Below are 25,550 nucleotides of genomic sequence, written 5' to 3' on the forward strand. Positions count from 1 at the left end.
TCTCGCCGTACCGGACGGGCAATTGCCCGCCATTCCAAATACGACGCAGACCGCTACGCCATGTCAAACAAACCTGCTGCTGGCACGCCCGGCCGCCTTTCCTCCGGAATCGACGGCATCGACAACATTCTGGGCGGAGGCCTCACGCCTCGTCGCATGTACCTGGTGGAAGGGGCGCCTGGCACGGGCAAAACTACGCTGGCATTGCAATTCTTACTTAAGGGCGCCGAAGATGGACAGCGAGGCCTCTACATCACGCTGTCGGAGACGCGCTCCGAGTTGATCGCGGTAGGCGAAAGTCACGGTTGGGACGTCAGCCGGTTCAGGATTCTCGAACTGCTTTCCGACGAAGGCCTCGATCCTCAGTACGAACAGACCGTGCTGCATCCCGCCGAGGTCGAACTGGGCGAGACCGTGCGCAATGTGATCCAGCAGGTCGACGAACTCAAACCCACGCGGATCGTACTGGACAGCCTGTCGGAATTGCGCCTGCTGTCGCAGAACCCGCTGCGCTACCGCCGGCAGATTCTGGCGCTCAAGCGCTTTTTCGCGACCCGCGAATGCACGGTGCTGCTGCTCGACGACAACTCGTCCGAGCCCGGCGACGTGCAGTTGCACAGCATCGCGCACGGCGTGATCAGTCTCGATAACGTGGCCCACGATTACGGCGGCAACCGGCGCCGCGCACGTATCGCGAAGATGCGCGGCATCAAGTTCCGCGAGGGCTACCACGACTTCACGCTCGACACGGGCGGTATCCACGTGTATCCGCGCCTGGTGGCCGCGGAGCACCATGCCGAATTCAATACGCACGTGGTCAGCACCGGCACCGACGGCCTCGACGCGCTGCTCGGCGGCGGCCTGATTCCGGGCACCAACGCGCTGATGATCGGCCCGTCGGGGGTCGGCAAGACAACCACGGTGGTGTCGTGCCTGATGGCCGCACTCGAACGCGGCGAGCGCTGCGCGTACTACGTGTTCGACGAAACGCTCACCACGCTGATGATTCGCTGCTCGACGCTCGGCATGCATCTCGCGCCGCACGTCGAGAGCGGCCTGCTGACGCTACGTCAGATCGATCCGGCCGAAATCTCGCCCGGCGAGTTTGCGAGCAACGTACGCGACGCGGTCGAGAAAGACGGCGTGCGCTACGTCGCGATCGACAGCCTCAACGCCTATCTGCAGGCGATGCCCGGCGAGCGCTATCTGCTGCTGCAAATGCACGAACTGCTCGGCTATCTGAACCAGCAAGGCGTGATCACGATGCTGGTGCTGGGGCAGCACGGCATCATCGGCGAAGTGCAGAACGATATCGACATCAGCTATCTGAGCGATGTTGTCGTGCTGTTCCGCTATTTCGAACATTACGGCGAAGTGCTGACGGCGGTCACTGCCGTGAAGAGCCGCGCCAATGCCCACGAACGCTCGATCCGCCAGTTCCGCCTCGGCGGCAACGGGGTGGAGGTCGGCGAAGCCTTGCGCGACTTCGAAGGGGTGCTGTCCGGGCTGCCTTCGTATCGCGGCAGCACCGCGTTGCTCGGCACCAAGGAGCATGTCATCGAAACGGTCCGGCAGTAATGGCCATGGAGGAACGCGTCCTCATCCTGGCGCCGTTCGGCCGTGACGCCGATGTGATTGCCGAAGTGCTGCATAAAGACGAGCGGATCTGCGTGGCCTGCCGCGATGCCGACGCGCTCTCCGAGGCACTCGACATCGGTGCGGGCGCCGCGCTGATCGCCGAGGAAGCGCTCGCGGGCAATCATGCGGTGCGTCTGTTCGCGTGGCTCAGACAGCAGCCGGCGTGGTCCGACTTTCCGTTCATCCTGCTCGCCGCGTCGCGGCTCGGGCATCGGTCGGCGAGTGGACTCGAAGTGCTCGAACAGCTCGGCAACGTGGTCGTGCTCGAACGTCCGCTGAATTCGGAGACGCTGCGGCGCGCGGTGGCGTCGTCGCTGCGGGCACGCGCGCGCCAATACGAATCGCGCCGCCATCTCGCCGAGCGGATCGAGGCGCAGAACGCGCTGGTGCAGTTGAACGATTCGCTGGAAAGCCGGATTGCCGAACGCACGCACGAACTCGCGTCCGCGAATAACCGGCTGATGATGGAGATTCACGAACGCGCCAAGGTGCAGGCGGTGCTGGTGCAATCGCAGAAAATGGAAGCGCTCGGGCAGCTCACCGGCGGCATCGCGCACGATTTCAACAATCTGCTGAATGTGATCATGGTCAACTCGGAGTTGATCGCGCGGGTCAGCGCCGACGAGCGGATTCGCGGCATGGCCGCCACCGTCAAGCGCGCGACCGAACGCGGCGCGAAGCTCACCGGCCAGTTGCTGACGTTCTCGCGCAACAGCAATCTCGATCTGAAAGCCGTCAACGTGGTGGCGCTGCTGCAAGGCATGCGCGACATCATTACGGTGTCGCTCGGATCGAGCATCCGCTACGCCAACGAATTCGACGCCGCCGAAATGTGGACCCAGGCCGACGCCAATCAGCTCGAACTGGCCATCCTCAATCTGGCGATCAACGCACGCGACGCGATGCCGGGCGGCGGCCAGCTTGGCATTCGCGTGAAACAACGCACGGCGCCCGATCAGACCCTCCCGGCCGGCCAGTATGTCGTGCTCGAAGTGGCCGATACCGGTTCGGGCGTACCGGCCGACGTGGTCTCGCGAGTGTTCGATCCGTTTTTCACGACCAAGCCGATCGGCAAAGGCACGGGCCTCGGCTTGAGCCAGGTCTACGGGATCGCGAGGCAGGCGGGCGGCACCGCGCGGCTTTTCAGCGAAGAAGGCGCGGGTACGACCGTGGAAATCTGGTTGCCGTTGCGCGAGCCGGTGGCGCCGCAGGCCGAAGCAGCATCCAATGCGGAGGCGAACGCGGTCGGCGAAAAACGCGTGCTGGTGGTCGAGGACGATGGCGAGGTGCGGGCGATGCTGGTCGAGTCGCTACGGATGCTCGGCTACACCGTGACCGAAGCGGCGGACGGCCAGGCGGGCTTGAACCGCTTGCAGGACGACAAGCCGGATCTGCTGATGGTCGACTTCGCGATGCCGGGGATGAACGGTATCGACGTGATCGCCGAGGCGCGCAAGATGCGCGAAGACTTGCCGGTGATTCTCGCCACCGGTTACGCAGATGTGGATATCTCGGGGCTGGCGGTCAAGCGTTGCACGATTCTGCGTAAGCCGTTCCAGCTCGATGACCTGGCGCGCACGGTGAGGCTGGGATTGGTCGCCTGACCGGTGAATTGACGGCTGGCGGATCGGCACGGCCCGATGGTCGCTTGATGGCCCACCGCTACGTCAGCGTTCAAATCATTCAAGTCGCGACCGGCTCGCTGACCGGGCACGCTGCGACGCAGCGTGCACCCTCATCGAACCCCTACCTTGCGCGTGACACGCGACGCACTGTCAAATTCCTCAGTCACACTACCCTCTAGTCGACCTTGGTGCGTGCACGATTCACCGCGCATGGGCGGAATATCGACTTGATGCCGCGTGGATATTCTTCCCGTCAGCGAACCCACTGCGCGGCCAAAATTCAACCATTTCACTGCGGTTGTTGCATGGCAGCCGCACCTCAACGCAGTATTGCAAAAATTTCCAATTCAATAGCTTGCTAACGAATCTTTTGGAAATACAATACCGGCCATGCCGAATCTCGATGCCCTGCGCCGTACTGTCAGCAGCACCCTGGTCGTCGCTGCCAGAAAATGGCGGCGCACGAGTCACGGCGTGCTGGCGGCCTTCAATGTGTCCGAAGCGTGCGCCACCCCTCTGCTAACCGCCAGCCGGCTCGGCTCGGCGGTGCGTCAGGTCACGCTGGCCGATCATGTCGGAATCGAAGGGCCGTCGCTCGTGCGTTTGCTCGATCAGCTCTGTGCGGCCGGCCTGATGCGCCGCGACGAAGATCCCGAAGACCGGCGCGCGAAAACCGTGGTGCTGACTGAAGAAGGCCGCGCTGTCACCGCCCGAATGGAAGAGGAACTCGTCACGCTGCGAGCGCAAGCGTTAAAAGGCGTGTCGCGCAGCGATCTCGAAGCGGCGTTGCGCGTGCTGGAGGCATTCACGAGCGACGCCGCAGAACGTGCCGATCCGGGCAGCGCCAAACGCGAGCCGGGTCATTCACGTGGTCGACCGCCCTCTCAACGCGCAGAACGCGATGCCCCCGGCAAAGCCGCCAAGGCCGCGCAAGCCGCCGGCGCGGGCCGCGGGGCCGCCAAAGCGCACAACAATCAAGGCGGCGCAGACATCGCGTCGCCGCATGACGCCGACGATCCGGCGTAACGGTTTATGGTCTACCCCACCCTTCGAGACTGGCTGTTCTCCGTCAAGACCTTCGCCGCGGCCATGATCGCGCTCTACATCGGCCTGTGGTTCGAACTGCCGCGGCCGTACTGGGCGATGGCCACCGTCTACATCGTGTCGAATCCGTTCGTTGGCGCGACCCGTTCCAAGGCGCTGTACCGGGCGCTGGGTACCGCGCTCGGCGCGTCGGCCGCGGTACTGCTGGTGCCGCCGTTCGTCGAATCGCCATATCTGTTCAGCGTGATCGTCGCCTTGTGGACCGGCACCCTCCTGTATCTCGCCGTGTCCGACCGCACCGCGCGCAGCTATGTGTTCATGCTGGCCGGCTACACGATGCCGATCATCGCGCTGCCCTCGGTCACCAATCCCGCCGGCGTGTTCGATCTCGCTGTCAGCCGTACCGAAGAAATTCTGGTCGGCATTGTGTGCGCGAGCGTGGTGGGAAGCGTGCTGTTACCGAGCCGGCTCGCGCCCACCATCATCGAGCGAACCGACGCGTGGTTCCGCGACGCCGCGTTCTACGCCACCGAAACGCTGTCCGGCCGGATCGCCGGCGCGCAGATTTCGGGTGCGCGGCAACGGCTCGCGGGCATCATCAACGGTCTGGAACTGCTGCTGAGCCAGCTTGCCTACGACCACACCCGCCCCGACGTGGTGGGCCGCGCGCATGAGTTGCGCGGACGCATGCAGTTGTTTCTGCCGATCATGTCATCGCTCGCCGATCCGCTGATCGCGCTGTACAACAGCGGCCGGCAAACCTGGCCCGAAGGTCTCGAAGCGCTGCTCAACGATGTGATCAAGTGGTTCGGGCAGCCGCTGCCCGCGCCCAGCCAGGGCTATCACGCCGACGAAACCGCCAACGCATTGCGCGCCCGCATCGCGGCGATGAAGCCGCCCGCGGCCGCGCTGACAAGCTGGGACGGCGCGTTACTCTCCAACGCGCTGTGGCGCATGCAGCAGGTGATCGATGTATGGCAGGACTGCTGTTCGCTGCGCGTCATCATCACGCGCGAACAGGGCTCGTGGCGGCCGCATTTTCGCCATTGGCGGCTGGGCGGCACCGCGCGCTTCTACGATCGCGGCATCATGCTGTTCTCGACCGGCTCGGCGGCCGCAGCGGTGGTGCTTGCGTGCAGCATCTGGATCAGCTCCGGCTGGAACGACGGCGCGGGCGCGGTGACGCTGGCCGCCGTGGCCGTCTGCTTCTTCGCCGCGCTCGACGAACCCGCGCCGATGGTGATGCGCTTTTTCCTCGCGACCGGCATCAGCGTGGTCGCCGCAGGTATCTATCTGTTCGCGGTGCTGCCGCACGTGCACGACTTTCCGATGCTGGTGATCCTGTTCGCCGCGCCGTTCATCCTGGTCGGCACGCTGATCCCGCGTCCGCAGTTCAACATGGCGACGGTGCTGGTCGCGGTGAACACGGCGACCTTCATCAGCATTCAGGATGCGTACGACGCGAACTTCCTCGTGTTCATGAACAGCAATCTCGCGGGGCTGGCCGGGCTGCTGTACGCGTATATCTGGACGCGCGTGACGCGCCCGTTCGGCGCCGAACTCGCGGCGTCGCGCCTGCTGCGCTCCAGCTGGGCCGACGTGGCGTTGACCGCGTCGACGTTGCCGATCGAAGATCCGCGCAACCTGGCCGCGCGCATGCTCGACCGTTTGATGCAGTTGATCCCGCGCCTGGCCGCCACCGACGATCACCGTCACCCGTCAATTGAAAGCTTCCGCGATCTGCGCATCGCGTTCAACGCGCTCGACCTGCGCCGGCTGACCCGCAAGCTCGGCGGCGAATCACCGGCCGAGATCGCCAACGTACTGGATGGAGTGCGTATTTACTACGAAGACTGCGTCAATGACCGCAAGCGTGTCACGGTGCCGGAGAGCCTGATGGCGTCGATCGACACCGCGCTCGCGCGCGTCGTCTCGCAAGGGCTCGCCAATGCCGCCGCGCCAACCGCAACCTCGTCAACCTCGGCACGCCTGTTGCGCGACGCGCTGCACGCGCTGGTCGGCTTGCGTCTTTCGCTGTTTCCGGCCACGCTGGTAAAACCGACGCCGCCCGAATCGGAGACCGCCGCCTGATGCGCCCAATCCGCTCTCCACTCTTTTCCAGTTATCGCGATGATCGGTGAAATCGATGTTTTCGGCGTATTCGTGCCAGCCATTCTCGTGCTGATGCTGATCGCCTATCTGATCAATCTGGTCATCCGCACGGTGCTGGCGCGCGTCGGTTTCTACCGGCTCGTCTGGCATCGTTCCATCTTCGATCTCGGCATCTATGTGCTGGTGCTGGGCCTTGTCGTTGTCGTTTCGCACAGACTAATAACGTGAAAAAAACCTGGTTCTCCGTCGGTCAGATTCTGCTGACCCTGATCGTCGTCGTGGTTGCAGCCCTGGTGCTGTGGAAACTGGTCGCCTATTACATGTTCGCGCCATGGACCCGCGACGGGCACGTACGCGCCGACGTGATTCAGGTTGCGCCGGATATCTCGGGGCTGATCTCGTCGGTCGAGGTCGTGGACAACCAGCAGGTCAAGCAAGGGCAGGTGCTGTTCGTGATCGACCAGGCGCGCTATACGCTCGCACTGCGTCAGGCGGAAGCCACCGCGCAGCAGCGTCGCGCAACGCTCGATCAGGCGCGCCGCGAAGATGCGCGTAACCGCAAGCTCGGCAACCTCGTCGCTGCCGAAGTCGCGGAAGAAAGCCGCTCGCGTGTCGAAGCGGGCGAAGCCGCGCTCGCCGATGCGAACGTGGCGATCGATACCGCGAAGCTGAACCTGCAGCGCTCGACGATCCACAGCCCGGTCGACGGTTATCTGAATGATCGCGCGCCGCGCGCCGGCGAGTTCGTCTCGGCAGGCCGCGCAGTGGTCGCCGTAGTGGATATGCATTCGTTCCGCGTCGACGGTTACTTTGAAGAAACCAAGTTGCGCGGGATCGACATCGGCCAGCGGGTCGATATCTCGGTGATGGGCGAGCCGACGCTGCTGCGTGGGCATGTGCAGAGTATCGTCGCCGGCATCGAGGACCGTGACCGCACGCAAGGTTCGAATCTGCTGCCGAACGTGAATCCGGCGTTTAGCTGGGTGCGGCTTGCTCAACGGATTCCTGTGCGTGTCGCACTCGATGAAGTGCCTGCCGACTTCCGCATGATCGCGGGGCGAACCGCGACGGTGTCGGTGCAGGATCTGTCGCCGGTGAGAAGGCGGCCGGCGCCGGGCGCGTCGGGCGCGGTGGACGCGTCGGCTCCTGACGCGGCTTCGGCTTCGGCTTCGGCTTCGGCTTCGGCTTCGGCTTCGGCTTCGGCTTCGGCTTCGGCTTCGGCTTCGGCTTCGGCCAACTCCGCGGCTCCCGCTGCTTCAGCGGCGCAACCGGCCTCCGCCGCCACCTCTTCGGGCGCGTCGCAATGAAGCTGCCGCGCTCCCTGCCCTTCCTGCCGCTGCTGCCGCTTTTACCGCTGGCCATTGCGCTCAACGGCTGTACGACGGTCGGCCCCAATTATTCGTTGCCGCAGCAGGCGATGATCAACGCGCCGCTCGCCAATGGGTCGATCGAAGGTTCCGACACCGCGCTGACCTCGCAAGCGAACGTGCCCGCCATCTGGTGGAAGATGTACGACGATCCGGTGTTGAACAGCCTCGTCGACGAAGCGCTGCAATCGAACACCAACCTGCGTGTCGCAGCCGCGAACCTCGCGCGCTCGCGTGAAGCGCTGGGCATCGCGCAGGCGCAGGGCGGCTTCTCCGGCAAAGCATCGGCAGCGGTCGAACGCGCGCAGGAATCGGCGGAACAATACCTGTTGTTCGAGAAACTGCCGGTCGCGAACGAGGGCGACTTCGGCATCAGCATTTCGTACGAATTCGACCTGTTCGGCAAACTGCGGCGCGGCGTGGAAGCGGCGCAGGCCGATACCGAGTCCGTGCAGGCCGCTGGCGATCTCGCGCGGATCAACGTGGTCGCGGACGTGGTGCGCGCTTACGTCGAACAATGCTCGGCCGCCGAGGAACTCAGGATCGCGCAACAGTCGCTCGCATTGCAGAAGCAGCGCGTGGACGTGTCGCGCCGTCTGCGTGATGCGGGGCGTGGCAATCAGCCCGACGTGACGCGCGGCCAGACTCAGGTCGATACGTTGTCGGCGGATATTCCGCGCTACACGGCGCGTCGCAAGATCGCGCAATACCAGCTTGCTGCACTGCTGGCCCGTGCGCCGTCCAACCTGCCGCCAGCGGTGCTGGCGTGTGACCGGCTGCCGCAAATCCATCAACCGATTCCGGTTGGCGACGGCGCGGGGTTACTCAAGCGTCGTCCCGATGTGCGCGAGGCCGAGCGTCAACTGGCGGCGTCGACGGCGCGTATTGGCGTGGCCACCGGCGCGTTGTATCCGACGATCAGCTTCGGCGCATCGGCGGGCTATACCGGGATTCTCGAAGACATCCCGACCTTGCCGACCGCGCGTTGGGCGTTGGGTCCGCTGATCAACTGGAACTTTCCGACCAACGGCGCGCGCGGCCGGGTGCGTGAGGCGGAGGCGTCGAGCAATGTCGCGCTCGCCAGGTTCGACGGCGTGGTGTTGACGGCGCTGCGCGAGACCGAGACCAATCTCGCCACTTATGCGTCCGATTACGCGCGTGCCGAGTCGCTGCGTGCTGCGTTGAAGTCGGCGAGCGAGTCGGCCGATGAAACGCACCGGCTGTATCTCGCGGGACGTGAATCGTTTATCTCGGATCTGGATGCAACGCGCACGCTGACCTCGACGAAGTCGCAAGTGGCGGCAGCAGAAGGCCAGGTGGCGGTCGACCAGGTCAATCTGTTCCTCGCGCTGGGCGGCGGCTGGGAAACGGATCCGGCTGCGCAGGGTGCACCAGCGGCGAGTTCGGGCAAGAACGTGCCCGCCTCGCCCGCAACGACGGCAACCGCTACACCCACGAAAGCGCCCTGATCTGCCGACGCATTGTTTTTGACAAGCTTTCTTTTAGCTTTCAAATCCGGTTAAATACGTGCCATCAACCAGCCACTTTTGGAGGCACGTATGTCGGATTTCATGCGCGGCGTAGTTTCGTTGGGCGGATGCATCGGCATCTTCACGGCGGTCGTTGCAGTCGTGGAAATGCTCACGAATTGAGCGCGTTGGGTTCGGCGCGTTCGGCGCGTCCTGCCGGTGTCAGGCAGCAGCCCGGTTCGCCGCCTGATGAATCGCTGCCCGCACGCGCGGATACGTGCCGCACCGGCACACGATATGACTCATGGCCGCGTCGATATCGGCGTCGGTGGGATGCGGTTTTTGCTTGAGCAACGCGCTCGCCGCCATCAGCTGCGCGCTTTGGCAATAGCCGCATTGCACGACGTCGAGATCGATCCATGCGGCTTTGAGTGCCTGCGCTTCCGGGCCCTGAACGCCTTCAATGGTCGTGATTTTCTGCGTATGCAGGCTCGACATCAGCGTCTGACACGACAGACAGGCGGCGCCATCCAGATGAATCGTGCAGGCGCCGCAAATGCCCACGCCACAGCCGAACTTGGTCCCGGTCATGCCGAGGTCGCAACGCAGCACCCATAACAGCGGCATGTCAGGGTCGGCCTGCACGGCAACGGCCAGCCCATTGATGTTTAGCGATCCCATCCTCGTCTCCTGAATTGCTGCCTTTGTCTGGCCCGGATGCAGGTCCGACTTTCAATCGAGCTTCAACGGCAACTTCCGCAAGCGCTTGCCCGTCAGCGCAAACACCGCATTCGCCACGGCTGGCGCAACCGGCGGCACGCCGGGCTCGCCGACACCTTGCGGGTGCATCTGGCTCGGCATGATGTCGGTCTCGATCACCGGACAGTCGTTCATCCGCACCACCGGAAAATCCACGAAATTTTTCTGCTGCACCTGGCCGCCGACAATCGTGATCTCGTCCTGCAACGCGGTCGACAGACCGAACACGATCCCACTTTCCATCTGCTGACGGATCAGGTTCGGATTCACAGGCAGTCCGCAATCGATTACACACACCACCCGATGCACACGAATCGCGTTGTCCGGCCCGATCGACACCTCCGCCACCTGAGCGACGACACTACCGAATGCTTCATGCAGCGCAACACCGCGTGCGCGCGGTGCGCCGTCGGCGGCATGGGTCAGCGGATGCTCCCAGTCCGACAGCACAGCGATTCGCTTTAACACCGCCAGATGCCGTGGATGCTGGGCGAGTAGCGCCGCACGAAAAGCAATCGGGTCCTGGCCGGTGGCGACGGCGAGTTCATCGGTGAAGCTCTCGGTGAAGAACGCCTGATGCGAGTGGCCGACCGAGCGCCAGAAACCCACCGGCACCGGCAACTCGACGATCTTGTGCGCAACCCGTGCAGTGGGCCATTCGTAGGGTTGATCGAACGCGCCTTCGCAAGTGGTTTTGTCGATCGGAATGCGCGGCAGGCCGTAATAACGTGCGAGCGCTTCCGGCACGATCGCCTGACTCGCCGACGTGCTGCGCCACGCAACCAGCTTGCCGGCGGCGTCGAAGCCAGCCGCGAGCCGCGACACACAAGCCGGACGATAAAAGTCATGGGTGAAATCCTGCGCCCGCGACCAGATCGTTTGCACCGGACGACCGCCGCCCTCGCGCGCAATCACGGCCGCCTGCGCGATGAAATCGAGTTCCAGCCGCCGCCCGAACGCACCGCCCAGCAATTGCGTTTGCACATCGACTTTATCGGCGTCGATATCCAGCGCCTTGGCGACATGCTGCCGAGCGAGTGCGGGCACTTGCGTCGAGACCCAGATCGTCGCTGCGCCATCCGCGACCTGCACGGTGCAATTGACCGGTTCGACCGCGCCATGGGCAAGGTACGGCGCGTGATACTCGGCGGCGACGGTGCGCGCCGCGCCCCTCATCGCGGCATCGACATTGCCACGATGAAAGTACGCGTGACCGTCGCTGTCATCGAGCGCCTGCGCGAGGCGGACATCCACGTTCGCACTCGACACTGTCGACGCCGCGCCATTGGCCCAGTCCACGTTGATCGCCGTCACTGCGTTCATCGCGCGAAACGGGTTGTCCGCGATGACCGCGACGCCGCCTGTGCCTCCACCGTACGGCGGAAACGCAAACGCCTTGATGAAGCCCGGCATGGCGGCGGCGGGTATCGCGTCGAAGTGCGCGACCGCACCGCCCAATGTCGGGCACATCACGACGCTGGCATACAGCAGGCCGTCGGGCAGCACGTCGATGTCAAAGCGTGCCGTGCCGTTGATCTTCGACGCCGTTTCGAGGCGGCGTACCGGCTTGCCGATCAGCTTGAAGTCGGCGGGACTTTTTAGCCTGACGTTGCGCGGCAACGCCTGCTGCGCAGCCATCGACGACAACTCGCCAAAGCTCGCCTGATGTCCCGATGGATGCACGATGTGGCCGCTTTCGGCGCGGCATTCGTCGGCACGTACGTGCCATTGTTCGGCGGCCGCGCCGATCAGCATCGCGCGCGCCGACGCGCCGGCCTCACGCATCGGTGTCCAAAGATCGTTGATACTCGACGATCCGCCGGTCATCATCGTGCCAACCTCGCGAATCAGCTTGCGGGTGTACCAGACCGTGCTGCGCTTCACGATGCTGTCGTCGTCGGGACGGAACGGCAGGTCGTCGATGATGCTTTGCACGCTGTTGTAGATATTGTCGATCGGCGCATCTTCCACACGTACCTGCGACCAGTCGGCGTCCAGTTCTTCGGCGAGCAACATCGCGAGACCGGTATGGATGCCCTGCCCCATTTCCGCCTTGCACATCATGATCGTCACGCTGTTGTCGGCGGCAATCTTGACCCAGCCGTTCAACGCGATCTGCGCGCCTTGCGCGGGCAACGGCGCCGACGTGGTCAGACGCTGACCTGGCGGCAACACGGACCATCCGACCAGCAACGCGCCGAAAGCACCCGCGCCGCCAAGCAGGAAGGTTCTGCGCTTTAACATAACGTGGCTCGATCCGCCTTCACGATGGCAGGAAAGCTGGGAAAGCGCGGGCAATGAGTTGCGCCACGCAGTTTCTTCGGAATGGTAATAAGACGGCGCAGTGGGCGAGAGACTTAAATTCGTGTTCTCGGCTCAGACCGCGTTAGGGCGGGGGATGCAGCGAATGTGGCGGAAGGACGTAAATCGCGGGGCGTTTCATTAAATGACGAGGGGCGCCGGCTTGCACTGGCGCTCCTCGTGTACAGCGTCTATTTACACCACGCTCAGCGGCGGTTCGATCCCGACACGACGTCGATCCACACGGCCAGCACGAGAATGCCGCCCTTGACGATCATCTGCCAGTACGCGTCGACGTCGAGCATCGACATGCCGTTATCGAGGCTGGCCATCACCAGCGCGCCGATCAATGCGCCGTATACGGTGCCGGAGCCGCCACGCATCGAGGTTCCGCCGATAAAGCACGCGGCGATCGCATCGAGTTCGCCCATCGAGCCCGCCGACGGCGAGCCGGCCGCGAGCCGCGCGGTGTTGATGACCCCGGCGAACGCACACATCAGCCCCATCAACGCGAAGATCGCGAGCTTCACACGGTTCGTGTTGACGCCCGACAGACGCGTCGCTTCGAGGTTGGAACCCACCGCATAAATACGGCGGCCGAACACGGTCTGCGTCGCGATCCACGTGAAGATGCCGAGCAACGCGAGCAACAGCAGAACCGGTACCGGAATGCCGCCGTAACGATCGAGCGTCGCCACGAAGCCCGCCAGAATCGCGCCCGCGGCAATCACTTTCGCCACGTCCTGCCAGAACGGCACCACGGGCAACTGATAACGCTCGCGGTTTTGCCGCTGACGTATCGTCAGGAACGCCAGCAGCAAAAACAATACGACGGCCAGCGAATCGCCTGCGAGACGCGGCAGGTAGCCCTGTCCGACGAACACGAAATTGTCCGACACCGGCGCGATCGTCGATCCCCCCGTCACGCCGAGCAGAATGCCGCGATAGGCGAGCATGCCGCCGAGCCCGACAATGAACGACGGCACGCGGCGATAGGTCGACCACCAGCCGTTGAACAAGCCGACGAGCACCCCGAGCAGCATCACGACCGGCAACGTGACGGCGATCGGCCAGTGCAGGTTCACGTCGAAAATCGCCGCGACGCCGCCGAGCAGCCCGAGCAACGATCCAACCGACAGATCGATTTCGCCGGCAATAATCACAAACACCATGCCGCATGCGAGCATGCCGGTAATCGACATTTGCCGCAGCAGGTTCGACAGATTGCGCGGCGTGACGAACGCACCATGCGTCAGCGCGGAAAAGAAAATCCAGATCACGGCCACGGCGATCAGCAACGCGAGAATCTTGTAGCGCGCAAAGAGTTGCTGAAGACGCTGTGAACTGCCGAGTGCGCCTCGTGGAGCAGTCGCGTCAGCGCGTTGAGTAGTAACGTCGGGGGTCATGCGGCACTCGCTGCAGTTGGGTTCGGGAATGGCTGGACAGGGCGGATCGCCGCGCTGAGAATGTCCTCCTGCGTCAGGCCGTCGTTGACGAAATCGCCGCGCAATTCGCCTTCGCCGATCACGAGCACGCGATCGCTGATGCCAAGTACTTCGGGCAATTCGGACGACACCATCACGATCGACATGCCGCGCTGTGCCAGCTGGAAAATCAGTTTGTAGATTTCATACTTCGCGCCGACGTCGACACCGCGCGTGGGTTCGTCGAGAATCAGCACCTTCGGATCGGTCAGCAGCATGCGCGTCAGCACGGCCTTCTGCTGATTGCCGCCCGACAGGCTCGCAATCGACAGCATCGGATGCGCGGCACGAACCGACAGCCGCTTCATTTCCGTGTGAATCGTGTCGAGTTCGGCGGCGGAGTCGATTCGTCCACCTTTCGCAAAGCGTCCCAACACCGCGAGCGTGATGTTATGTCCGACGCTCAGCCCCGGCACGATGCCGTGACGTTTGCGATCCTCCGGCACCATCGCGATGCCTGCACGAATCGCGTCGATGGGCGCGCGAATTTTTTGCGTCTTGCCCTCCAGCACGACCGTGGCTTCGCTCACACCGGGATACGCGCCGAAGATCGCCTCCATCAATTCGGTACGGCCCGCACCGACCAGACCGGCTACGCCGAGAATCTCGCCACGTCGAAGCGAAAACGACACATCGCTCACGCGCTTGCGGCGCGGATTGTTGACGTCGAAACAGGTGACGTTGCGCGCTTCGAAGATGACATCGCCAATGGGATGCGGCTCACGCGGGAACAGGTTCTTGATTTCGCGGCCAACCATCAGCGCGATGATGCGGTCTGTCGTGAGCGATTGCATCGGCTCGGTGGCGACATGACGGCCATCGCGAATCACGCTGATCGTGTCGCAAACCGCAGCCACTTCGTCGAGCTTGTGCGAGATGTACACGCAAGCCACGCCGCGCCGTTTCAGATCGCGCACGATGTCGAGCAGAATGCGGATTTCCGACGAGGTCAGCGACGACGACGGCTCATCGAGAATCAGCAGTTTGGCGCGCTTGTTCAGCGCCTTGGCGATCTCGATCAACTGCTGATGACCGCCACCGTAGTTCATCACCGGCTGCGCGGCGTTAATGCCGCTAATGCCGAGTTCACGCAACAGTTCATCGGCCCGCTGATACATGGCGGCGTAATTCATCCGGCCGCCAGGCAGCGTGATTTCATTGCCGAGAAAAATGTTCTCCGCGACCGACAACTCCGGCACCAGCATCAATTCCTGGTGAATGATGATGATCCCGGCACGCTCGGTGTCGCGTACGCTGGCCGCTTTTAAGGTTTGGCCTTCCCAGGTTATTTCACCGTCCCATGTCCCGTGCGGGTACACGCCGGACAGCACTTTCATCAACGTCGATTTGCCTGCGCCGTTCTCGCCGCACAAGCCGACGCACTCGCCCGGCGCGACCGTCAGATCGATACCGTCGAGCGCTTTCACGCCGGAAAAAGCTTTGACGATGCCGCGCATCGTCAATAGAGGTTGCGTCATTCGAAATGCCTCGCTGCAAGGTGCGCGATCGATCACGATTCGCCGCGACACGCTTCACGCGTGCCGCGGTCAATCGCACACGCGTTACGATTACTGGCTCGCGAGCTGGGCCTGGGTGTAGAAGCCGTCCTTGACGACGATGTCGACGTTGGCCTTGGTCAGCAACGTAGGTTGCAGCAGCACCGTGTCGACCTTCTTCTTGCCGTTGTCGTATTGCGCATTGAAGTTAGGCTTTTCGCCCTTGGCAAGCGCCACCGAGAGTTTCGCCGCTTCGCCGGCAATCAGCTTCAGTGGCTTGTACACCGTCATCGTCTGCGTACCGGCGACCAGCCGCTTGACTGCCGCGAGGTCCGCATCCTGACCCGACACCGGCACCTTGCCCGCCATGTGTTGCGCGGCCAGCGCCTGGATCGCGCCGCCTGCCGTACCGTCGTTCGAAGCGACGATTGCGTCGATCTTGTTGTTGTTGGCGGTCAGTGCATCTTCCGCAATGCGCAGCGCGGTCGACGCGCTCCATTCCGGCACCCACTGCTGACCCACCACCTTGATGTCACCCTTGTCGATTGCGGGTTGCAGCACCTTGAGCTGGCCAGCACGCAGCATCTTCGCGTTGTTGTCGGTCGGCGCGCCGCCGAGCAGGAAGTAGTTGCCCTTCGGCTGCACGTTATAGACGCCTTGCGCCTGCATTTCCCCGACCTTTTCATTGTCGAACGAGATATAGGCATCCACATCTGCGTCGAGAATCAGACGGTCGTACGACACGACCTTGATGCCGGCCTTCTTCGCTTCGGCAATCACATTGCCGAGTGCTTTCGAATTGAACGGCACGATCACGATCACATCGACGCCGCGCGAGATCAGGTTTTCGATCTGCGAAACCTGACGCTCTTCGCTTGCGTCAGCGGATTGCACCGATACCTTCGCGCCGAGTTTTTCTGCGGCGGCGACGAAATAGTCACGATCGCGCGACCAGCGTTCGACGCGCAGGTCGTCGATACAGAAACCGATTTCCGGATGGTCCTTGCTTGCGTGCGCGAGCGGCGCGGCAAGAGACAGGCTGGCGAGCACTGCTCCGCTCACGAGGGAACTCAGTACGGCACGACGTTTTGCAAATTTCATGTCTCACTCCATTTTCTAATAGCCGGAATACCGGATTGGACGGCCTGTGCTACAAGCCACAAACCGGACAAGCGACAACCCCAACCTTCTCGTTTAACGCAGTCAATCTGGCCGCGCGCTTTTCGTGTGGTACTTCTTCTTTTATTGCGAACGCCGAGTGCTTTTTAGCGTCCGCTATAAATAGCCTGATTCACGATGTTTTCCATCCTTTCCTGCTGACCGCTGACATGCTGCGGGTTGATGCCGCGCGCCAATGCTTCCGTGGCGAGCGTGGACAGCGAGTAGTCGCCGGAGATGATCTTGCGACCAAACTCCGCCTCCCAACCTGCATATCGCTGACGTTTGAACTGATCGAGACGTTCGTTTTCGATCAATACTGCGGCGCGCTCGACAGCGAGCGCGAGGTTGTCGATTGCACCCACATGGCCATAGAACAGATCTTCCGGATCGACGCTTTGCCGCCGTACTTTCGAATCGAAGTTCATGCCGCCCGTGGTAAACCCGCCATGCTTGAGAATCTCGTAGAAGGCCAACGTGAGTTCTTCAACACTATTTGGGAATTGGTCCGTATCCCAGCCGTTTTGTGGATCACCCCGATTCGCGTCGACGCTGCCGAAAATGCCCAACGCATAAGCGGTGGCAATTTCGTGATGGAAGGAGTGTCCAGCAAGTGTCGCGTGATTGGCTTCGATGTTTACCCGAATGTCCTTCTCGAGTCCGTATTGCAATAGAAAGCCATGCACGCTTGCAACGTCGTAATCATATTGATGCTTGGTCGGTTCCTGCGGCTTCGGTTCGATCAATAGCGAGCCTTTGAAGCCGATCTTGTGTGCGTGCTCAACGACCATATGGAGGAAGCGCGCGAGTTGATTGCGTTCGCGCTGGAGGTCCGTATTGAGCAGCGTGTCGTAGCCTTCGCGGCCACCCCACAATACATAATTCGCGCCGCCGAGCCGTTGCGTGGCATCGAGCGCGTGGCGCACCTGGGTCGCTGCAAACGCGAAAATCTCCGGGTCCGGACTGGTTGCCGCGCCTGCGGCATAGCGCGGATGCGAGAACAGATTGGCCGTGCCCCACAACAGCTTGATGCCGGTATCCTGCTGCTTGCGAGCCAGGTAATCGGTCACGCGAAGGAAGTTCTCGCTATAGTCTCTCAGGTTCGTGCCTTCGGGCGCGACGTCGGTATCGTGAAACGTGTAGAACGGCGTGCCGAGCTTCGAGAAAAACTCGAACGCGGCATCGGCTTTTTGCAGTGCGCGCTCCATCGCGTCGCCCGGTTGCTGCCAGGGGCGCGTGAAGGTTCCGTGACCGAAGATATCGACGCCCGGCCACACGAACGTATGCCAGTAGCACACGGCGATACGCAGATGTTCTTCGAGCGTCTTGCCGAGTACCCGTTTGTTTTTGTCGTAATGACGGTACGCAAGCGGGTTATCGGATTGCGGGCCTTCGTAACGGATCTCGGCAATATGTTCGAAGTAGGACATGGGCGTCTCCTTTGTCGACTGGAGTTAGCGCTTTAGCGCTTACTCCAGTCCCATGCACCGCGGTCGACTGGAGTTAGCGCTTTAGCACTTACTCCAGTCCCATGCACCGCAACCCGTGCGACGAAAACCGCACCAGTTGACAAGGTGACGCCATGCTGCCGCTTGCCAGATGCCTAGGCAATTGCGAAATTGCGCAGCACGCTTGATGTTTCTTACCGCCCGCGCGTTTGTTTCGTCCCAGCGCGCAATTCGGGGCCTAGAATAACCGGACGCTTAAAAACGGTGCTGCGTAAAGCGCCGCCAACAGGAGACAAAGGCGCTCGGGTTTGTACTGACTACCAGTACCGCCTCGCGCCGCTTATCGCCATGCCCCGTCCGCAAACACCCCAGACGACCCACCGGATCGCGCTGCTGTTCAACGCGAACAAGGTCTACGACCGCGAAATCATCGCCGGCATCGGCAACTACCTGCTATCGACGCGCGTGGCGTGGGACCTTTTTCTCGAAGAAGATTTCCGCTGCCGGCTGACCGGCATCGAGCGCTTTGACGGCGACGGCATCATCGCGGATTTCGACGATCCCGCCGTGGGTGAAGCACTGCGCGACTGTCCATTGCCGGTGGTCGCGGTGGGGTCATCGTTTGAAGACCCGGCGCACTACCCCCCGGACTTACCCTATATCGCGACCGATAACAGCAAGCTCGTGTCGCTCGCCTATACGCATCTGATCGGCGCGGGCCTCGAACACTTTGCGCTGTACAGCTTGCCGCAAGCGCAGGAAAACCGTTGGGCGCAACAGCGCGAACTCGCGTTCGCTCATCTGCGCCGCGCCGATGGACGCAGCACGGCGCAAATCGACGCCGAGGTTTATCGCGGCCTGTCGACCAGCGCTCCGTCATGGAATCAGGCAACCGAACAACTCACGGCCTGGTTGCAGCAATTGCCGAAGCCCGTCGGCATTATTGCGGTGACCGATGCACGCGCACGGCATCTGTTGCAGGCGTGTTTGATTGCGGGCATTTCGGTGCCCGAAGAAGTCGCAATTATCGGCATCGACAATGATCCGCTCACGCGCACGCTGACCCGCATTCCACTGTCGTCGGTGATCCAGGGTACCGGCGAAATGGGCCGCACCGCTGCGCACGTCCTGCATCAGATGCTGCATGGCGCACGCTTTCCAGGCCGGCGCATTCTCGTACCGCCGGTCGGCATCAACGTGCTCGAATCGACCCAGCATCAGCCGCTGACGAGTCCGTATGTGATGCGCGCGCGGCACTTCATCCGTCAGTATGCGTGTCAGGGAATTCGCACCGAACAGGTCGCGGATTACGTAGGCGTGTCGCGTTCATCGCTTGAAGAGTACTTCCGGCGCGAACGCAAGTGCACCGTGCATCAGGAAATCCTGCGCCATAAGCTCGATGTCGCGAAAGCGCTATTGGCGAAGCGCGATGCGTCGAGTGCAGAAGTTGCGATTCGTTGCGGCTTCACGTCGCTGCAATACATGTACGCGGTATTTCGTCGCGAGTTGGGCTGTACGCCGCGCGAATACCAGGAGCGCGCTAATGCCGCTCCAACCCCCTCGACACCCGCCGCGCCCGCACCCGGCTGAGCCAGTCTTTTCTCTTCTAATCCCACTGACGACATGATCAGCATCGCACAACTATCTTCCGAGCCGTGGGGCACATTGCACGGCGGCGACCGCGTCCGCCTTTATACGCTGCGAAATGCGCACGGTATGAAAGTCGCCATTAGCGACCTCGGCGCGACGCTGGTTTCGTGGCACGCGCCGGATCGGGCGGGACGTCTTGGCGACATCCTGCTCGGCCACGACACGGCCGCCGACTATGTCGCGGCGACCACCTACATGGGCGGCTTGATCGGTCGCTGGGCCAACCGCATTGCCGATGCGCGCTTCACGCTCGATGGCATCGAGTACACGCTCGACCGTAACGAAGGGACGAACCTGCTGCACGGCGGCACGGTGGGTTTTCATCGCGCGATATGGGACGTCAGCGAAGATAACGGCGCGTTGCTGATGCGACTGGAGTCGCCTGAAGGCGACGCTGGTTTTCCGGGCAACGTGACCACGCAAGTGCGCTATTCGCTCGATGACGACGGCACGTTGACCATCGAGTACGAAGCAATCACCGACGCTGCGACGCCGCTCAACCTGACGAATCATGCGTACTTCAACCTGACGGGGCGGCCAGGCGCCGACGTCCGCGGGCATATGTTATCGATCGACGCCGATCAGTTCTTCGAAGTCGATGCCACGATGATTCCATCCAACCTGGCGGAAGTCGCGGGTAATGCATTCGACTTCCGCCAGAGCGCGCCGATTGGTGCAAGACTCGACTGGCCGCACTCGCAACTGGCGCGAGCCGGTGGTTTCGATCATTGCTACGTGCTGCGCGCAGCGCACGATGCAAGCGGCGCCGCAAGCGCGCCGTCGTTGCGTGAGGTCGCGCGAGCGTACGACCCAGGCAGCGGACGCGAATTGACGGTATTGACCGATCAGCGCGGCTTACAGTTTTATTCCGGCAACTTTCTGAATGGCGACGTGGGACGTGGCGGCGTCAAATATCAAACGCACGCCGGCTTGTGTCTTGAAGCAGGCGGCTTTCCGAACCAGATCAATATGGACGGACAGGAAGACGTGATCGTGCGCCCTGGCGATACGTACCGCCAGGTCACCGCCTATCGGGTCGATGTGCGTAAAGGCGTCTAACGCGATCCACCGCATTTTTGAGCGCACATTACATCCCGCCGACTTACTGTTTGAAGCAATACTGAATTAGCGTACCAATGGTTTCCCCCAGGTCGGGCACTTCCTAGACTCCATAAACAGGTACTGGAAAGTGTCGCAGTGCCGGATAAGACAATCCCGGAGGGAAGCATGATGAAATCGTTGATCAAAGCTGTGGCGCTAACCGTTGTCGTCGTTGCCCCGGTCGTGTCGTTTGCACAATCGGAGCAACCGCTCACTCGTGCCGAGGTCAAGGCTCAGTTGAAGCAACTCGAAGATGCGGGATACAACCCCGCTGTCGCCACCGACGCAGTCTATCCCGCTGATATTCAGGCCGCCGAAGCGCGTGTATCCGCGCAGAACGCAGCGCGGGCCGATACAACGGGCTACGGCACAACGGCGACCGGGTCGTCGCAAACGGGCGGCAATGGTGCCACCGCTCCGGCGCAGCAGTAGGCGTTTGGTAAGCAACTCATTGTTTTGCGGTTGTGAGGCGAGTGCATGTTTTTATAAGCATGCACTCGCTTTCGCGTTTGGTCGGCAGTTTTCTAAGTTTTCTAACCCGTGTGTCGTGCAGTCCTCGCTTTAGCGCCTTTCTGCTTTTCCTTTTTTTGCACCCGCACCGCTCCGTGTGCCGCAAATTTCCCTGCTGACGCGCGACGCTTCTACTTGACCGGGTTTGCCGGCGGGCTGAAGACCAGGGCCGCACTGATAGCGACCGAGGTCAGCGCACCTCATCAGCGACGAAGCTGGCAGGCGTTTCGCGCATCTTCCAACGCGGGCTCTATCGGCGCGTTGTACCGACCTGAAACGGTCGATACAACGCGCCGATTTTCGTTTACCCATGGGTTCTCGAATTCGGACTTTTGGAACGGTTTCGCGGACCCCGTGCAAAGCCACCAACCCTAGACTTCTGATCAAGCCGAGGCACAAACGCCTTTCGACTCACTCTCTCAATCGATCAGGACAACGACCATGACACGCATCGCCATTCCCGCCGTCGACCAGACACCCGACGCCTCGCGGCCGGTACTCGACACCGTCACCAGACAGTTGAAAATGACGCCGAATCTGTTCCGTATCATGGCGCTGAGCCCTGCTGCACTGAACGGCTGGGCCGGCCTGCAAGGCCCGCTGTCGAAAACCTTCGACGCAAAAATCCGCGATGGCATCGCGCTCGCGGTTTCGCAGGTCAATGCGTGTCACTATTGCCTGTCCGCTCACACGTACGTCGCGTCGACCATGGCGAATATTTCGGATGACGAGATCCGCCGCAACCGGCTCGGGCATTCAGAGCACCCTCGCACCGAAGCTGCGGTAGCGTTTGCGAAAAAGCTGATGCAAACGCGCGGCAAGGTATCCGATGACGATTTTCGCAAGGTGCGGGAAGCGGGCTTCAGCGAAGCAAATATCGTCGACATCATCGCGTTGAGCGCGCAGTTCACGATGACGAATTTGATCAACAATGCGTTCGATACGGAAATAGACTTTCCAGTGGTCCATCCCGAAGCTGCATGATCCACGCGGAGCCGCCGCTCCGTTCATACGAGGAGACAAGATATGTCCCGCACTATTGCCGAGAAACGCGCCGCCTTCCGTGAACTGCATCAATCCGGCTGTTTCGTGTTGCCCAATCCATGGGATGCGGGCAGCGCCCGTTACCTGCAATCCCTCGGCTTTCAAGCGCTTGCCACCACCAGTTCGGGTTTTGCGTGGTCCACCGGCCACGCCGACAACTCGCTGCCTCGCGAAGCCATCCTCGCGCATCTGCGCGGCATCGTCGAAGCGACCGACCTGCCGGTCAATGCCGACTTCGAGAGCGGCTTCGGCCGCGATCCTGCCGAGGTGGCCGAAAGCGTCAGGCTGGCGGTCGCAACCGGAGTGGCGGGGTTGTCGATTGAAGATTCGACCGGCAACGACGCCGCGCCACTGCTCCCAATCGATGTCGCCGTCGCGAGGCTCAGCGCGGCACGTCGCGCCATCGACGAAACGGGTGGCGATACGTTGCTGGTCGGACGGGCGGAGAATTTTGTCGTGGGAAGGCCCGATCTGGACGACGCGATTGCGCGGCTCAAAGCCTATGCCGAGGCAGGCGCCGACTGCCTGTACGCGCCGGGTATCCAGACTCGCGAACAGATCGAAGCGGTGGTTGCCGCGGTGGCGCCCAAACCCGTCAACCTGCTGATCGGCTCAAGTTCGAATTTCACGCTGCAGGAAGTCGCCGCGCTCGGCGTGCGGCGGATCAGCGTCGGCGGCGCGCTGGCCCGCTCCGCATGGGGCGGCTTTATCCACGCGGCGAAAGCGCTGGCCGATGGACGCTTCGACGGCTTCGACGGCGCGGCGCCTGGCTCGCAGCTCAACGGTATTTTCAAGGACCGCGCGTGAAGCTCAATACCTGGGAACGCGCTCGCCCTTTGCATGGAGTGAACGATGGCTCGTGAAATCATTCGTGTTGAACCGTTGTCGACCTACCTGGAAAACTGGAAGGCACCCACTTCCGCCGTCACCCGCCATGGCGACACGGTCTACGTGTCGGGCTTTCCGCCATTCGATCCTGCCACCGGCGAGGTGATCGATGCTCCGATCGAGCGTCAAACCGAACTGGTTCTGGAGCAGATGAAGCTATGCCTGGAAACTGCAGGTTCGTCGCTGGAGCACGTGCTCAAGTGCAACGTCTACTGCACGTCAGTTGAGAAGTTCGCCGCGGTGAATGCGGTGTACCAGCGGTACTTTCCCGTCGATCCACCGGCGCGGATTTTCGTGAATGTACCGGCATGGCCCGGGCATTTCGACATCGAGATCGACTGCGTCGCAGCAGTCCAATAACGGAGGCCAGTCAAGCGCCCAGGGTTTCCGATGAGAAAAACGCGTGGATGTTTGGGGTCCGCGCCACGCCTTTTCTCGCACTCTGTCCAGATTCAATGGCGATGCCCGATGTTATTATCGGAAACACAATCCGCCATCGTCAAAGTGCGTACTGGACAAGCAGCAAACCCCATGGACACCCACCTCACGAAGCCCGCCGACCCGTCAACCACCGACCTCGGCCGCCGCGTGCGTGCCGCACGTCAGGCGCAGGATCTGACGCTGGAGACTGCGAGCCGCCTCTGCGGCGTCTCGCGCTCTACGCTCTCCAAAGTCGAAAATGGCCTGATGTCCCCCACTTTCGACGTTCTGCAAAAGATCGTCCTTGGACTGAAGATCGAGATTGGCGAGTTGTTCGGCTCCACGCCGAAAGTCAATGCAAGTGGCCGGCGCGCGCTGACGCGCAAGAACGAAGGGCAGCGCCACGCGTATCGTGGCTATCAGATGGAATTGCTGGCAACGGATCTCGCGCACAAGGCGATGTTGCCGTTTCGTATCCGCATCTCCGCGCATACGCTCGACGCGTTCGACGACTGGGGCCGTCACGAGGGCGAAGAATTTCTCTATGTGATCAGTGGGAGCGTGTGTCTTTATTCGGAGCTCTATGCGCCGACCCATCTGAATGCTGGCGACAGCCTGTATTTCGACAGCCGCACGGGGCATGCGGCCGTTTCAACCAGCGAAGAAGATGCCGAAGTGTTGTGGATGGCGACCCGCGCAGATATTCCGCCAGTGGCCGCCACGATTGAGTCGTCGAAGAAATAACGCCGATGATGCGCGGCCGCGGGTGCTCGCGTCGTGACCTGTAGTAGTTCGCCACGCCACTTCACGCCGCTCGTACCGTCTGCGAGCCGCCCTCACCTCAAGTCAGGCACCAGCCTGTTCGCGCGCCTGCGCCAACGCGCTTAGATTGCCTTCACCAAATCCGTGGTGCCCCTGCCGCTGTACGATTTCGAAAAAGATCTCGCCTGTGCGGCGACGCACGAAGGTCTGGAAAAACAGCAGTGGTATACCGTCCGCGCCGATTTCGCCGTCGACCAGAACGTGCGTGCGCTTCAGGCGTTCAACATCGAGTCCATGGCCCGGCAAACGCGCGTCGAGTTGCTCGTAGTAACGCGGCGGCGGCTCGACAAATTCGACGCCGTTGGCGAGCAACTGCTCGACGCACGCGAAGATGTCGTCGGTGGCTAGCGCGATATGCTGCACCCCTTCGCCAGGGTGATCCGGCAAATATTCGTGCATCAGACTGGTCCGGCGCGTGCCCTCTTCATAGAGAGGAACGCGAATCGCGCCGCACGGCGACACCATGACGCGCGACTCCGCCGATACATGCCAGTTCGCGTGCAACTCGTGAATCTCGCGGAAATTGAGCAGGTCGCGATAGAAGTCGACCCATTCCTGCATCCGGCCTTCACCGACCGTTTGTGTCAGATGATCGACCGCAACGAGGCCGTTGCCCACGTGACTCAGATCGGCATGCGCGGTGTCGATTTCGATCGGCCGGAAGTCGATGTCGAAGATCGAGATATCGCCGAGGCCGCCGCGCTGGCCGCCACGCCCGCGCCAACGGTCGACGAAATAGATGTGCGAATCGCCGATGCCCTGGATCGCCGGAATCAGCAGTTCGCCTGCGCCGGTTTTCTCGCCTTCGAACGCCCATGCGCCGAGTTCGATCGCGCGGTCGAACGCACGCTGCGCGTCGGCGACCCGAATGCCGATTGCGCAGATGCCCGCGCCATATTCCTCGGCATAGCGCGCCGCGAACGAGTCGGGCTCGGCGTTGATCAGAAACTGCATCTCGCCTTGCCGATACAGTGTGACGTCCTTACTGATATGGCGTGCAACCGCCTTGAAGCCGAGTTTGGCGAAGGTCTCGCCGAGCGCCTGCGGATCGCGCGCGGCAAACTCCACGAACTCGAGGCCGGCGGTGCCGAGCGGATTGTGCTCAGGCGCCGACACGGCGCGCAGCGCGACGTCTGGTGTGGGCAAGTCGCTGGGCATGGCAATCTCCTTGTACAGTCTTTCGACGCTAAATCCGGTGTTTCCGATGTTCGGTG

21 protein-coding genes are annotated in these 25,550 nt (G+C 62.1%); 14 read left to right on the top strand and 7 right to left on the bottom strand.

Features of this window, described 5'->3' with window-relative positions:
- Positions 1-60: 60 nt before the first annotated feature.
- From LMG28727_RS24990 to LMG28727_RS25020, 7 genes are all read left to right on the top strand, one after another.
- A complete protein-coding gene (locus LMG28727_RS24990; RefSeq protein ID WP_201644989.1) occupies positions 61-1,578 on the top strand; it encodes an ATPase domain-containing protein in 1,518 nt (505 codons plus the stop codon).
- 5 nt (positions 1,579-1,583) lie between these two features.
- Positions 1,584-3,242 carry an ATP-binding protein gene (locus LMG28727_RS24995; RefSeq protein WP_201644990.1) on the top strand — a complete coding sequence of 553 codons (1,659 nt, stop codon included), beginning with the start codon at positions 1,584-1,586 and terminating at the stop codon, positions 3,240-3,242.
- A 411-nt stretch (positions 3,243-3,653) separates the two neighbouring features.
- Complete coding sequence (locus LMG28727_RS25000; RefSeq protein ID WP_201644991.1) at positions 3,654-4,289, top strand: MarR family winged helix-turn-helix transcriptional regulator; 636 nt, start codon at positions 3,654-3,656, stop codon at positions 4,287-4,289.
- Positions 4,290-4,295: 6 nt separating this feature from the next.
- Positions 4,296-6,398 (top strand): FUSC family protein, encoded by a 2,103-nt coding sequence (locus LMG28727_RS25005; protein WP_201644992.1) that lies wholly within the window; start codon positions 4,296-4,298, stop codon positions 6,396-6,398.
- 39 nt (positions 6,399-6,437) lie between these two features.
- Complete coding sequence (locus LMG28727_RS25010; RefSeq protein ID WP_201644993.1) at positions 6,438-6,647, top strand: DUF1656 domain-containing protein; 210 nt, start codon at positions 6,438-6,440, stop codon at positions 6,645-6,647.
- Positions 6,644-7,726 (top strand): efflux RND transporter periplasmic adaptor subunit, encoded by a 1,083-nt coding sequence (locus tag LMG28727_RS25015; protein ID WP_201644994.1) that lies wholly within the window; start codon positions 6,644-6,646, stop codon positions 7,724-7,726. The genes LMG28727_RS25010 and LMG28727_RS25015 overlap by 4 nt, the downstream gene beginning before the upstream one ends.
- Positions 7,723-9,255 (top strand): efflux transporter outer membrane subunit, encoded by a 1,533-nt coding sequence (locus tag LMG28727_RS25020; RefSeq protein ID WP_201644995.1) that lies wholly within the window; start codon positions 7,723-7,725, stop codon positions 9,253-9,255. Before LMG28727_RS25015 ends, LMG28727_RS25020 begins: the two co-directional genes overlap by 4 nt.
- Before the next feature lie 222 nt (positions 9,256-9,477).
- On the opposite strand, the gene LMG28727_RS25025 is transcribed toward LMG28727_RS25020, so the two are convergent.
- The 6 genes from LMG28727_RS25025 to xylA form a co-directional block, all read right to left on the bottom strand.
- Positions 9,478-9,936 carry a (2Fe-2S)-binding protein gene (locus LMG28727_RS25025; protein WP_201644996.1) on the bottom strand — a complete coding sequence of 153 codons (459 nt, stop codon included), beginning with the start codon at positions 9,934-9,936 and terminating at the stop codon, positions 9,478-9,480.
- 51 nt (positions 9,937-9,987) lie between these two features.
- On the bottom strand, positions 9,988-12,258 hold the full coding sequence (locus LMG28727_RS25030) for a xanthine dehydrogenase family protein molybdopterin-binding subunit (protein ID WP_201644997.1): 2,271 nt from the start codon (positions 12,256-12,258) through the stop codon (positions 9,988-9,990).
- 263 nt (positions 12,259-12,521) lie between these two features.
- On the bottom strand, positions 12,522-13,721 hold the full coding sequence (locus tag LMG28727_RS25035; RefSeq protein WP_201644998.1) for a sugar ABC transporter permease: 1,200 nt from the start codon (positions 13,719-13,721) through the stop codon (positions 12,522-12,524).
- Positions 13,718-15,277 (bottom strand): D-xylose ABC transporter ATP-binding protein, encoded by a 1,560-nt coding sequence (gene xylG, locus LMG28727_RS25040; RefSeq protein WP_201644999.1) that lies wholly within the window; start codon positions 15,275-15,277, stop codon positions 13,718-13,720. Before xylG ends, LMG28727_RS25035 begins: the two co-directional genes overlap by 4 nt.
- Positions 15,278-15,367: 90 nt before the next feature.
- Positions 15,368-16,396 (bottom strand): D-xylose ABC transporter substrate-binding protein, encoded by a 1,029-nt coding sequence (xylF, locus tag LMG28727_RS25045; RefSeq protein WP_201645000.1) that lies wholly within the window; start codon positions 16,394-16,396, stop codon positions 15,368-15,370.
- Positions 16,397-16,560: 164 nt separating this feature from the next.
- On the bottom strand, positions 16,561-17,883 hold the full coding sequence (xylA, locus tag LMG28727_RS25050) for a xylose isomerase (RefSeq protein WP_201645001.1): 1,323 nt from the start codon (positions 17,881-17,883) through the stop codon (positions 16,561-16,563).
- A 366-nt stretch (positions 17,884-18,249) separates the two neighbouring features.
- On the opposite strand from xylA, the gene LMG28727_RS25055 reads away from it, so the two are divergent.
- From LMG28727_RS25055 to LMG28727_RS25085, 7 genes are all read left to right on the top strand, one after another.
- Positions 18,250-19,491, top strand: a complete 1,242-nt coding sequence (locus LMG28727_RS25055) for a XylR family transcriptional regulator (RefSeq protein WP_201645002.1) — start codon at positions 18,250-18,252, stop codon at positions 19,489-19,491.
- 33 nt (positions 19,492-19,524) lie between these two features.
- Positions 19,525-20,610 carry an aldose epimerase family protein gene (locus LMG28727_RS25060; protein WP_201645003.1) on the top strand — a complete coding sequence of 362 codons (1,086 nt, stop codon included), beginning with the start codon at positions 19,525-19,527 and terminating at the stop codon, positions 20,608-20,610.
- 171 nt (positions 20,611-20,781) lie between these two features.
- The gene (locus tag LMG28727_RS25065) at positions 20,782-21,084 is read left to right on the top strand and encodes a DUF4148 domain-containing protein (RefSeq protein WP_201645172.1); all 303 of its coding nucleotides are present in this window, start codon (positions 20,782-20,784) and stop codon (positions 21,082-21,084) included.
- Positions 21,085-21,603: 519 nt separating this feature from the next.
- On the top strand, positions 21,604-22,146 hold the full coding sequence (locus tag LMG28727_RS25070; protein WP_201645004.1) for a carboxymuconolactone decarboxylase family protein: 543 nt from the start codon (positions 21,604-21,606) through the stop codon (positions 22,144-22,146).
- Positions 22,147-22,188: 42 nt separating this feature from the next.
- Positions 22,189-23,013 carry an isocitrate lyase/PEP mutase family protein gene (locus LMG28727_RS25075; RefSeq protein ID WP_201645005.1) on the top strand — a complete coding sequence of 275 codons (825 nt, stop codon included), beginning with the start codon at positions 22,189-22,191 and terminating at the stop codon, positions 23,011-23,013.
- Between the two features lie 45 nt (positions 23,014-23,058).
- Positions 23,059-23,454: a RidA family protein gene (locus LMG28727_RS25080; RefSeq protein ID WP_201645006.1), complete on the top strand. Its 396-nt coding sequence runs from the start codon at positions 23,059-23,061 to the stop codon at positions 23,452-23,454.
- 171 nt (positions 23,455-23,625) lie between these two features.
- Positions 23,626-24,258 (top strand): helix-turn-helix domain-containing protein, encoded by a 633-nt coding sequence (locus tag LMG28727_RS25085; protein WP_201645007.1) that lies wholly within the window; start codon positions 23,626-23,628, stop codon positions 24,256-24,258.
- 102 nt (positions 24,259-24,360) lie between these two features.
- Here the strand turns inward: LMG28727_RS25085 and hppD are convergent, their stop codons facing one another.
- The gene (gene hppD, locus LMG28727_RS25090) at positions 24,361-25,494 is read right to left on the bottom strand and encodes a 4-hydroxyphenylpyruvate dioxygenase (RefSeq protein ID WP_201645008.1); all 1,134 of its coding nucleotides are present in this window, start codon (positions 25,492-25,494) and stop codon (positions 24,361-24,363) included.
- Positions 25,495-25,550: the final 56 nt, after the last annotated feature.

This window comes from Paraburkholderia metrosideri, assembly GCF_904848625.1.
Taxonomy (GTDB): Bacteria; Pseudomonadota; Gammaproteobacteria; order Burkholderiales; family Burkholderiaceae; genus Paraburkholderia; species Paraburkholderia metrosideri.